The organism is Alloprevotella sp., from assembly GCF_057240785.1.
On sequence record NZ_DBHHRH010000003.1, the window covers coordinates 87,436 to 99,352 of the forward strand.

Genomic DNA, 11,917 nt, shown 5'->3' on the forward strand with positions numbered 1-11,917 from the left:
TTCCAAAAAAGGAGCTACAAAAAAGCAGCTCCTTATTGAAAAAGTTACAAATAATTTTACATTATCATTCTAAAACGCCCATACTTAGATAACGTTCTCCTGTATCTGGGAGTAAAGCAACAATCATTTTTCCAGCATTCTCCTCTTGCTTCGCCAAAGCTAGTGCAGCACGAAAGCTGGCACCGCTACTTATACCCACAAGTAGACCTTCTTTCCGAGCCAACATACGAGCCCCCTCGATAGCCTCATCTGTTGATACTTTTAATATGCCATCAGTCGCAGATCGACGGAAATTCTTTGGAATAAAGCCTGCTCCGATTCCTTGTATCTTATGAGGACCTACTTGCTCTCCACTTAACACAGCACTTGTTGAAGGTTCAACAGCAAAAGTTTTCACTGTAGGCTTCAATTTTTTTAATCCTTCTGACACCCCGGTAAGCGTTCCTCCTGTACCCACTCCTGCAACAAATATATCTATCCTCCCATCAGTATCTTGCCAAATTTCTTGAGCAGTTGTAGCTGTATGAATAGCGGGATTTGCCGGATTATCAAACTGTCCCATAATTATACTTCCTGGATATTGAGCTTTCAACTCTTGAGCTTTAGCAATTGCTCCCTTCATCCCCTCTGACGCTGGAGTAAGTACCAGTTCTGCACCATAGGATTTTAACAAGTTCCGACGCTCAACAGACATACTTTCAGGCATCGTTAGAAATAGTTTATAGCCTTTGACTGCTGCCACCCATGCAAGACCAACCCCAGTATTGCCACTCGTAGGTTCAATAATAACACCTTTTTCTTTAAGAAGACCCTTATTCTCAGCATCTTCCACCATAGCAAGCGCAATGCGATCCTTGACACTTCCACCGGGATTAAAGAACTCTACTTTTACTAAAAGGCGAGCTTTAAGCTCTTCTTCCTTTGCGATATTATTTATTTCTACTAAAGGAGTACGGCCAACTAGTTCTGTTACTTTTTGATAAATTCTTGACATGATTACAAAGTTTAAGTTCGTAAATAATAAAAACGCAATAACCCTTTTGAGAATTATCGCGTATACGTTCCGATAAAGAAACCTTCATATAAGACAAATCATTCTCAATAACACCACTGAGAACAGCAACGACAATATGTAGATTCTAATACTATCATCTTGTATCTTTACTCAATTCCTTTTGCTTGTAGCACAAAAGTAATCATTTTTTTCCTATACAGAATGTTGAATAGGCAAGACAAATAAATATTAATTATTTTTAAGTATTTCAACTACAGTTTATTATCGATACTTACGTTTAGTAAGGATAAAAGAGCTAAAAGAAATAACCTTCTGATTTCTAGATACCCTTATTGCATTTGCAAACACAATAAGGATATCAGCCCACACAATAAGGATATTTTCAAACGCTATAAGGATATTTCTGTACATTCTTACTTAAAGCACATCCTTTGCTCTGTATTCTATTACTAACAGCATTGAACAAATAAACTAGTATCGTTATCTTCTTTTAATAACATAAAAACATTGAACACTCAAATATAAAATGATTTAATATACATAAAATAAAAACATTTTTTCATCCAAAATAGCAAGAACACTTTTCTATTAAAATTAATCCGCAATACTAAAAAATTGCGGAGAAAAGAATTTAAAGCCATAAAAAGATAAGCTGAAGAAACACAGTATCGTGCCTTTTCACTGCGTGTATCCTTCTAAATAATGACAAAGAACAAAAGTCACAACATAGAAAACTTAGTCCGAATCAGAATCGAAGTTTTAAGAAATCAAAATCATAAATTTCCGTGGGAATTCCATTGCTATAATTATAGAAAAGTCCATAACTACCTCCTGATAATGGCTGGGCGGGAGTCAACTTATAAACGCCGTGCTTTAGTTCCGTTATAACAATAGGAATTCCGATTACTTCTTCTTTTACTTTACCAAAGCCCACAACCTTCATATAGCTGTACCAACGTTGTCCATTCTTGTGCTCTAGATGAATCAAATGGAAATTATCAATACTTTGGGTGCTCCCCAACGTTGAGATATAAAAAGTTCCAGTCTCGCTAGAATTCGTAGAGTTATTACCTTCAAAGGTATAATATATCTTAGGACGAAGTATTCCCTTCTGCTTTACCCCTGCAGCTTTCAATGGTTGCATACGGACGAACTCACCATCAGCATTAAAATAGTATATACCATATGCATAAATTTTAGCCACAGCTTGAGCGTCACGACTTGTTTGCGCGATACTAATAGCAGATATAAAGAATGCCAGAAGACAAACAAAAAGATTTCTTTCTTTCATAATTCCAAAAGTTATTTTTTCCCTTTTTACAAAAGTAACAAATTTGAACGTACTCTAGCAATCTCACGCTCAAGAAAATAATTTGTTTGCTATTTCTTTTCATCTTTTAATTGTATTTTTGCACAAAATAAAGAAATTAATTATAATAAACGATGTATAGAACTAACACATGCGGTGAGTTACGCATCAAGAATGTTGGTCAGAAAGTTACTTTGGCTGGCTGGGTGCAGAGAACTCGCAAAATGGGAGGTATGACGTTCGTTGATCTGCGTGATCGTTATGGCATTACCCAGCTTGTTTTCAACAATGAAACCAACGCTGAATTATGTGACCGCGCTAATAAGTTAGGACGTGAATATGTTATCCAAATAGAAGGCTTTGTAAGCGAACGCTTTTCTAAGAATGATAAGATGCCCACCGGAGATATAGAAATTCTCGTTGATACGCTCAATGTTCTCAATGAATCTCTTACCCCCCCCTTTACTATAGAGGATAATACAGATGGTGGCGACGATCTCCGCATGAAGTATCGCTATCTAGACATCCGACGTGATGCTGTTCGCAGCAATTTGGAACTCCGCCACAAGATGACACTTGAAATTCGTCGCTATCTTGACTCACTAGGCTTCTTGGAGGTTGAAACTCCGGCTCTCATTGGTTCTACCCCTGAAGGAGCACGCGACTTCATCGTTCCGAGCCGTATGAACCCCGGACAATTCTACGCACTACCACAAAGCCCTCAAACCCTTAAGCAACTACTCATGGTAGGTGGCGTAGACCGTTATTTTCAGATTGTAAAGTGCTTCCGCGACGAAGATCTTCGTGCTGATCGCCAACCAGAGTTTACACAAATTGACTGTGAAATGAGTTTCGTTGAACAGGACGATATCATCAACACCTTTGAGGGAATGGCTAAATACTTGTTCAAAACCGTACGCGGTGTAGAACTGGGAGAAGAACCATTCCTCCGCTTACCATGGATTGAAGCTATGAAGCGCTTCGGTTCTGACAAACCCGACATGCGCTTCGGTATGGAATTTGTCGAGTTAATGGACATCTTGAAAGGCTCTGGCGGATTTAGCGTTTTCGATGAAGCTGAATATATTGGAGGTATTTGTGTCCCAGGTTGCTCTGATTATACTAGAAAACAATTGGATGAACTTACAAACTTTGTAAAGAGTCCACAAATTGGAGCTAAGGGACTTGTTTACGCAAAAATCAATGAAGACGGAACAATCAAGTCTAGTGTTGACAAGTTCTATAGTGCAGATGTATTGAAAAAGCTCCAAGATGCAATGAGAGCAAATCCTAAAGATTTAATCCTTATCCTTTCTGGCTCGAATGCGATGAAAACACGCAAGCAGCTCTGTGAGCTTCGCTTGTTGATGGGTGAACGCTTAGGACTTCGCGATCATAACAAGTTTGCTCTCTTATGGGTTGTTGATTTCCCTATGTTTGAATGGAGCGAAGAGGAGCAACGACTTATGGCTATGCATCACCCCTTCACAAGCCCGAAACCTTCTGATATCTCTTTACTAGATACTGCACCAGAAAAAGTTTGTGCTGACGCTTATGATATGGTATGCAATGGAATAGAAGTTGGTGGAGGTAGCATTCGTATCCACGACGCTAAACTCCAAGCTAAGATATTCGACGTTCTTGGTTTCACCCCTGAAAAAGCACAAGAACAATTTGGATTCTTAATCAATGCGTTCAAATATGGTGCACCTCCTCATGGTGGTCTCGCCTATGGTTTGGATCGCTGGGTAAGTATTTTTGCAGGACTAGATAGTATTCGTGACTGCATCGCCTTCCCCAAAAACAATAGCGGCAGAGATGTCATGCTCGATGCTCCAACAGCTGTCGATCCAAAACAATTAGATGAGCTATTCATTAAGCTGGATTTAAAACAAAAATAATTCTTAAGGTACAGGTCACTTGACTTGTGCTTTTTTATGAAGAAATCAGAAAAAAGGAATATTACAAGAAAAAAATCTGTAATATTCCTTTATTTATTGAATCTTTCTGTATTTTTGAGGCAAAATAATCGAATACAATGAACGAGAAATACAAACACTTCCCAGCCTGCCATGTGGTATTCCCTCCTAAGTGTGAGGAAAGACGAGCTGCGTTCTATCTTGCAGCAGAAGAATACGTAGCAGAAACTTTTAATGAAGGCAACTATATATTTACCTGGCAGCTCTCCCCTACCTGCGTCTTTGGTAGAAATCAAATTCCACATTCAGAATTAGATATAAATTTCTGTAATCAAAATGAAATCGATTTATGTCGGCGAAAAAGTGGAGGAGGAACAATCTTTGCCGATCGCAACAATATAATGATTAGCTTAATCACTCCTGCATGCGATGTAGAATCTCTTTTTGCAGAATATGCAGAGATGGTTTCTTCAGGATTAAGAAAGTTAGGCGCTCCAACAATGGTATCTGGCCGTAATGATATTATTCTTGAAGATGGCAGGAAAGTTTGCGGTAATGCCTTCTACCATCAAGCTAATAGAAATATTGTGCATGGAACTATGCTCTATGGGACAGATGTCGAGAAAATGATTGGTGCACTAACGCCAGATAAGGCTAAATTAGAGTCAAAGGGCGTTGTCAGCGTTAAAAGTCGCATTGGTGAACTTAAGGAGTATCTACCGTTCGATGTAACGACTCTACGGTCTCGATTAATAACAATGCTTACTGATAAGAGTTTGGAGCTTTCAGAAGAAGACATAAAATCCATTGAAGAATTAGAACAGACTTACTATGCCACAACCTATCTATGGGGACACAAAGCCAAGTCTGATATTTGTAGAACAGAACGTATTGAGCAATGTGGGACTATTCATGTTGATATCACTCTGCGTGGTTCACTTATAGAATCTATAACACTTTCTGGTGATTTCTTTGAAATTGGAAAAAACGTACAAGAGACTTTCTATAACCTTTTCCACGAAGCCCCATACAATCGAGCAGAGTTGAAGCATATCCTAAATCAACATCATCCCGAAAAGCTCATTCGTAACTTGAGCGAGAATGCGCTTCTCAATCTATTGTGTCCGTGAAATAACATCTAAAATCTAAATAAGCAATTATGGACAAAACAACCTGTTTACATGACAAACACGTAGCATTAGGAGCTAATATGGTTCCATTCGGAGGTTTTGATATGCCTCTATTCTACGATAGTATCGTTGCTGAGCATGAAGCCGTACGGCAGAAAGTTGGAGTTTTCGATGTAAGCCACATGGGCGAAGTTAAAGTTACTGGGCCTGAAGCGGAAAAGTTTGTTCAGTACATTTTCACCAATGATATTAAAGACGCAGAGACTGGTAAAATTTTCTATGGTATGATGTTGCACGAAAATGGAGGAACAGTTGACGACCTATTGGTCTATAAAATGGGGCAACAAGACTTTCTCCTCGTCATAAATGCTGCAAACATAGACAAAGACTACGCACACATCGTTAAGTACGCCCAAAATTTTGATGTTAAGACAGAAAATCTCAGTGATATTTACGGACAAGTTGCCATTCAAGGCCCAGAAAGTGAAGCAACAGTAGAAAACATATTAGGAATAAAGTGTAACGACCTTACATTTTATACCTTTAAGACCATACTCTTTGAGAACGAAAAAATAATCATCTCACGTACTGGTTACACAGGTGAAGACGGATTTGAAATTTATGCTTCACATTTCATTATAAAACATATTTGGGACAAACTTATTGAGGCAGGCATCCAACCTTGTGGATTAGGGTGTCGAGATACTTTACGTTTTGAAGTAGGCCTACCTCTCTATGGCGATGAGCTTTCAGATGAAATTAGCCCTATCATGAGTGGTCTCAGTATGTTCGTAAAATTTGAAAAGGATGATTTTCTTGGAAAAGAAGTTTGTCTAGATCAAAAAGAGAACAAGACATATAAGCAGCGCGTTATTGGTATTGAGCTTCAAGAAAAAGGAATTCCCCGCAATGGCTATCCTGTACAAGCTGAAGGAAAAGAGATTGGATATGTAACAACAGGCTACAAATCTATTTCTACAGGCAAATTTATTTGTATGGCTCTCATCGACAAGAACTATGCAAAACTCGATACTCCTGTTGAAATTCTCATCCACAATAAACCTCGTAAAGGAATTGTAGTAAAGAAACGCTTCTATCAGAAGAGCTACAAAAAGTAAGAGACAAGAAACCTAATCAAACATAAAAACATTATGGCAAAAATCATTGAAGGACTCTATTATAGTGAGTCACACGAATTCGTAAAAGTAGAAGGTGAATATGCATATATTGGTATCACCGATTTTGCACAAGGACAATTGGGAAATGTAACTTATATTGAATTCCCAGAAGTCGATGATGAAATAAGTGCAGGTGATAGCTTTGGTTCTGTAGAGAGCGTTAAAGCTGCAAGCGACTTAACATCACCTGTTAGTGGCGTTGTTGTTGAAATAAATGATGTGCTCGAAGATGAACCAGAATTAGTCAACAAAGATGCCTATTCAAATTGGCTTATTAAGATTAAGCTTTCTGATCCTTCTGAACTTGAAAGTTTGATGGATGCTCAAGCTTATACCAATATCTGCAAATAAAAAGAACATTTAGGATTTGGCAATTAGATTCATTCTTTTGAATCTAAAGCCAAATCCTTTAATTTTTCCTATACCATGTACAAATACTTTCCACACACAGAAGATGAGATTCAGGAAATGCTGAAGACAATTGGTGTGAACTCACTTGAGGAACTCTATGCAGAAATTCCAGAAGAACTGAAAGTCAAACACGAACTGAATATTACTCCAGCAAAATCAGAAATGGAAGTTCGCAAAGAACTCCAAGATCTAGCCGAAGCAAATATCACTCCTGTATGCTTTGCCGGTGCTGGAGCTTATGATCATTACCAACCAAGCATTATACCCTACATTGCATCTCGTTCTGAGTTCTCAACGTCTTATACCCCATATCAAGCCGAAATATCTCAAGGCACACTTGCCTACATCTTTGAGTACCAAACAATGATGGCTCGCCTAACAGGAATGGATGTAAGTAATGCTTCTATGTATGATGGTGCAACAGCTACTGCTGAAGCCATGATAATGTGTATCCATGCTGCACGCAAAAAGAATACTGTACTTATTTCTGATACTTTCGCTCCCAACACACTTAGAGTAGTTGAAACTTACGCCAACTTCCACGATGTAAACCTTGAGCATATCCCTGCCATTCATGGTGTAACTAATAAAGAGTTTCTAGCAAAACGTCTTCAAAAGGAAGATGTGGCTGGCGTAATCGTTGCTCAACCCAACTATTATGGTATCATTGAAGATTTCGATGGATATGCTGAACTATGTCATTCCCACAAAGCACTTTTTGTTATTAACTCCATGGCTTCTGCACTTGGTGTTCTGAAAACGCCAGGAGACTGGGGTGCAGATATCGCTTGTGGCGATGCACAAAGTCTTGGATTCCCACCTAATTTTGGAGGACCTTACATCGGTTATCTTTGCACTAAGAAAGAACACGTCCGTAAGATGCCAGGACGCCTTGTTGGTGCAACAACAGACGCCGATGGTAAGCGTTGCTTTGTGCTTACATTACAGGCACGAGAACAGCATATCCGTCGAGAGAAAGCCACATCAAATATTTGTACTGCTCAAGGCGTTATGTGTTTGTATGTTGCAATCTACTTAAGTCTTATGGGAGAGAAAGGACTTAGAGAAGTAAATGAACAAAGCTATGCAGGCGCACACTATCTACACGATCAACTCCTAAAAACAGGTAAGTTTGAAGAAGTTTATGACAAACCTTTCTTAAACGAATTCTGTTTGCACTACAAAGCTAATGTAGATGAATTCATTCGTGAAAGTATAGAAAAGCACCACATCTTTCCAGGAGTCAAAGTAGAGAACTCTGAAAATGACATTCTTATAGCCGTCACTGAAAAGCGCAGCAAAGAAGAAATCGATCAATACATTCAGCTCATTAAGTAAAATAGAGAAACGCTATGAATAATGTATATTATGGGACTTTAATTTTTGAGATTTCCAAACCTGGACGCATTGGATATTCTTTGCCCAAAAGTAAAGTTGAAGGTTACAAAATAGCAGATTTACCTTCGTCTCTTCTAAGAACAAATAAAGTAGAGCTCCCTGAGGCCGATGAACTAACAGTTGTTCGTCATTACACAAATACCAGCAACAACAACTTTGGTGTCGATACAGGCTTCTATCCCCTCGGTAGTTGTACGATGAAGTATAACCCAAAAATCAACGAAGAAGTTGCTGCTCTACCAGGCTTTGCTCAGCTACATCCTCTCCAACCCATAGAAACAGTACAAGGAGTTTTGAAACTCTATGATGAAGAACAAAAAATTCTTTCTGAAATCACCGGTATGAGCCGTTTTACCCTGAATCCATTTGCCGGAGCTCACGGAGAATTAACTGGACTTATGACAATCCGTACTTATCACACAAGACGCGGGGATACCAAACGTACTAAAATTATTGTTCCTGATTCTGCTCATGGTACAAATCCAGCCAGCGCAGCAGTATGTGGAATGCAAATCGTTGAAGTCAAGAGCACACCAGAGGGCACTGTCGATGTAGAAGATTTAAAACCTCTCTTAGGAGACGACATTGCGGGCATGATGATGACAAACCCCAACACATTGGGCATCTTTGAAACATCAATACCAGAAATTGCACGTTTAGTGCATGAATGTGGCGGCCTTATGTACTATGACGGAGCAAACTTCAATCCAATGCTGGGCATTTGTCGGCCTGGAGATATGGGATTTGATGTTGTTCATCTCAATTTGCATAAAACATTCTCAACGCCTCATGGTGGTGGTGGTCCTGGTGCAGGCCCTGTTGGAGTTCGCAAGAACTTAGAAGACTATTTGCCCAATCCGCAAGTCTATCAGAAGGAGGATGGAAGCTATTCGGTACGTATCAATACAAATGCATTAGGCAGTATCAGTTCTTTCTTTGGTAACTTTGGAATTCTTGTTCGCAGCTATGCTTATCTTCTCAGTTTAGGAAAAGAAAATTTAGCAATGGCAGGAAAATTGGCTGTGCTAAACGCAAACTATATCAAAGAATGCCTAAAAAGCCATTACGAACTTCCTATAAAAGGGTTGTGCAAACACGAATTTGTCTTTAATGGAATGAAAGAAGAATATAGTGGAACGCATGACGATCCTACTCATGTCACGACACTAGATGTAGCCAAACGGTTGCTCGACTATGGATTCCATGCACCAACTATATATTTCCCTTTACTCTTCCATGAGGCTATCATGATAGAACCCACGGAAACAGAGAGCAAGGACACGTTAGACAGTTTCATTCAAGCTATGAAGCAAATTGCAGAAGAGGCTAAAGCAGACAAGCAACTCCTTAAGACAGCTCCTCACCACACTCCCATCAAACGGCTTGATGATGTTAAGGCTGTGAAAGCTGCCATTTTCAGTTTTGAAGATCTCGGAAAAGAGTAACATCATGGAAAAAAAAGATTTAATCATCATTGGTACTGGGCCTGGAGGATATGATGTTGCTGTAAAGGCTGCTAAAGCAGGTTTGCAAATAGTAATTTTCGAAAAGCAACACTATGGTGGCACGTGTCTCAATGTAGGATGTATTCCCACAAAAACACTCTGCAAAAATGCTGAACTTTTAGAAGAAATAAAAGCAGCAGAGCAATTTGGCATAGACATAAAAGAGAGTTCTCTAGATATGTCCCGTGTTATCGCTCGGAAAAACGGAATTGTAGAAAAACTTTCTGGAGCTATTGAGGCACTCATGAAAACGCCCGGCATTACTCTCGTTAAGGGAGAAGCCAGATTTATTGATGCCCACACTGTTGGTGCTGGAGATCATGTATTCACTGCACCCAATATTATCATTGCTACTGGCTCAACCACTAAGTTTCTTCCCATAGAAGGAGCCCACAGTAAAGGAGTTGTTACTTCCGCAGAGATGCTCAACCTTGAATATGTCCCCAAACGCTTATGCGTCATCGGTGGCGGTGTTATAGGCTTGGAATTTGCCTCTATTTTCAACACGTTTGGAAGCGATGTTACTGTCATTGAATTCTGCAAAGAAATTCTCCCTCCTTTCGATCGTGACATTGCAAAACGGCTACGAACGATTCTAAAGAAAAAAGGAATTGATTTCAAGATTGGTTCAGCAGTCATAGGTATTCAAGAAGCTGACGATGCATATTTGGTCGAATTTGAAGAGAAGGGTGAAAAGAAATATGTTACTTCTGATCTGGTTTTGATGGCTGTAGGCCGTGAGGCCAATCTCTCCTCCCTAAACCTTGATAAGGTTGGTATTCATTACACAAAGAAAGGCATCGAAGTTGACGAATATATGCAAACCAATGTGCCTGGAATTTATGCCGTTGGCGACATCAATGGCCGAATGCAACTGGCTCATGCTGCCACTTTCCAAAGTTATGTAGCATTAGATCATATCTTAGGGGTAGAAAGTCGCATCCATCTTCATATTTGCCCAGCTGTTGTATTCACGAGTCCTGAAGTGGCCATGATTGGAAAAACCGAGGAAGAACTCAAGTCGGCAGAAATCAATTATGAAGTGCATAAAAGTATGTATCGTGCAAATGGAAAAGCATTAACAATGGGCTGCGACGAAGGACTGGTTAAAGTACTTACAGATACAGACGGATACATTCTTGGAGCTCACATTCTTGGAGCTCACGCCGCTGACCTTATCCATGAGTTTGCGCTTGTGATGAACGAATCATTAACGATTGACGCTCTAAGAAATACTATTCATGCTCACCCATCACTCAGTGAGATTATCATGAAGATTTGATGATTTTTAGGAATCTATAAATGAAAGAACTCCGCAACCAGCTGGTTGCGGAGTCTTTTTTTAAAAATTGCTTGTCTCACGACAAACAATCTTCACTAACCTTAAATCTAATACCATGAAAAACGCTGCAAAATTACAGGTTCGGGACGAAGTTTGCAAACATATCCAATAAAAAAATTATTTTATTAAGTATGTTTTATTTTTTTGTGAGCTAATTAAAGGATTATTCATTCAAAAAAGCAACTTCAAATAGCAACTTTCACAAATAGAAAATAATTGTTTATTTATTTTCTGCATAATCGCGTTTACTCATGCAACAATCCATGTATAAAAATTCACTAACCTTTTTGTACAAAATCCATTAGTGCTATGAAGAGCAAAACTATTATTATCCTTATTCTACAACAAAAGATAATAAGCGGTATTGACAAATATCCTTATTCTATTTAAAATCTCCTTTATTGTATTTTATTTTCTAATATATTAAAGAAGAAATATGCTGTTTTCATTCATAGGAATTCGTGATAGATTTTATGTTATTCCGAAGACAGTAAACTAAGAATTTTATCTACACATATAGACACGACTTTTTATTCCTAAATACATTTTATCTTATCATTTTCTCTTTAGAAACACCATAAAAAGGATAGACATTAAGTAACAATACTATAGCCTTATCATTCCTTTGATACCCAAATTCGGTTTAAGAAATTCCCTTTCATGAGTTTCTTAAACCGCACACGCATCCTTTCGGTCTTGCCCTAAAACCG

General features: G+C 38.7%; 9 protein-coding genes. 7 read left to right on the forward strand and 2 right to left on the reverse strand.

All coding sequences use genetic code 11. The features are described from left to right. Positions 1-64: 64 nt before the first annotated feature. Both cysK and ACO4R2_RS01400 read right to left on the reverse strand, forming a co-directional pair. A complete protein-coding gene (gene cysK / locus ACO4R2_RS01395; RefSeq protein ID WP_311489878.1) occupies positions 65-994 on the reverse strand; it encodes a cysteine synthase A in 930 nt (309 codons plus the stop codon). Positions 995-1,760: 766 nt separating this feature from the next. Next, positions 1,761-2,306 (reverse strand): hypothetical protein, encoded by a 546-nt coding sequence (locus ACO4R2_RS01400; protein ID WP_484768891.1) that lies wholly within the window; start codon positions 2,304-2,306, stop codon positions 1,761-1,763. A gap of 152 nt (positions 2,307-2,458) precedes the next feature. Between ACO4R2_RS01400 and aspS the strand changes: the two genes are divergently transcribed. From aspS to lpdA, 7 genes are all read left to right on the forward strand, one after another. Continuing rightward, positions 2,459-4,225 carry an aspartate--tRNA ligase gene (gene aspS, locus ACO4R2_RS01405; RefSeq protein WP_484768892.1) on the forward strand — a complete coding sequence of 589 codons (1,767 nt, stop codon included), beginning with the start codon at positions 2,459-2,461 and terminating at the stop codon, positions 4,223-4,225. Positions 4,226-4,362: 137 nt separating this feature from the next. Next, the gene (locus ACO4R2_RS01410) at positions 4,363-5,373 is read left to right on the forward strand and encodes a lipoate--protein ligase (protein WP_484768893.1); all 1,011 of its coding nucleotides are present in this window, start codon (positions 4,363-4,365) and stop codon (positions 5,371-5,373) included. Between the two features lie 29 nt (positions 5,374-5,402). Continuing rightward, entirely contained in the window at positions 5,403-6,491 is a 1,089-nt protein-coding gene (gcvT, locus tag ACO4R2_RS01415; protein WP_484768894.1) for a glycine cleavage system aminomethyltransferase GcvT, read from the forward strand. 33 nt (positions 6,492-6,524) lie between these two features. Beyond that, positions 6,525-6,902 carry a glycine cleavage system protein GcvH gene (gcvH, locus tag ACO4R2_RS01420; protein ID WP_311489873.1) on the forward strand — a complete coding sequence of 126 codons (378 nt, stop codon included), beginning with the start codon at positions 6,525-6,527 and terminating at the stop codon, positions 6,900-6,902. Between the two features lie 75 nt (positions 6,903-6,977). Further along, positions 6,978-8,300: an aminomethyl-transferring glycine dehydrogenase subunit GcvPA gene (gene gcvPA, locus ACO4R2_RS01425; protein ID WP_484768895.1), complete on the forward strand. Its 1,323-nt coding sequence runs from the start codon at positions 6,978-6,980 to the stop codon at positions 8,298-8,300. Between the two features lie 14 nt (positions 8,301-8,314). After that, positions 8,315-9,805 (forward strand): aminomethyl-transferring glycine dehydrogenase subunit GcvPB, encoded by a 1,491-nt coding sequence (gene gcvPB / locus ACO4R2_RS01430; protein ID WP_484768896.1) that lies wholly within the window; start codon positions 8,315-8,317, stop codon positions 9,803-9,805. Positions 9,806-9,809: 4 nt separating this feature from the next. After that, entirely contained in the window at positions 9,810-11,147 is a 1,338-nt protein-coding gene (gene lpdA, locus ACO4R2_RS01435; protein ID WP_347719664.1) for a dihydrolipoyl dehydrogenase, read from the forward strand. Positions 11,148-11,917 lie beyond the last annotated feature (770 nt).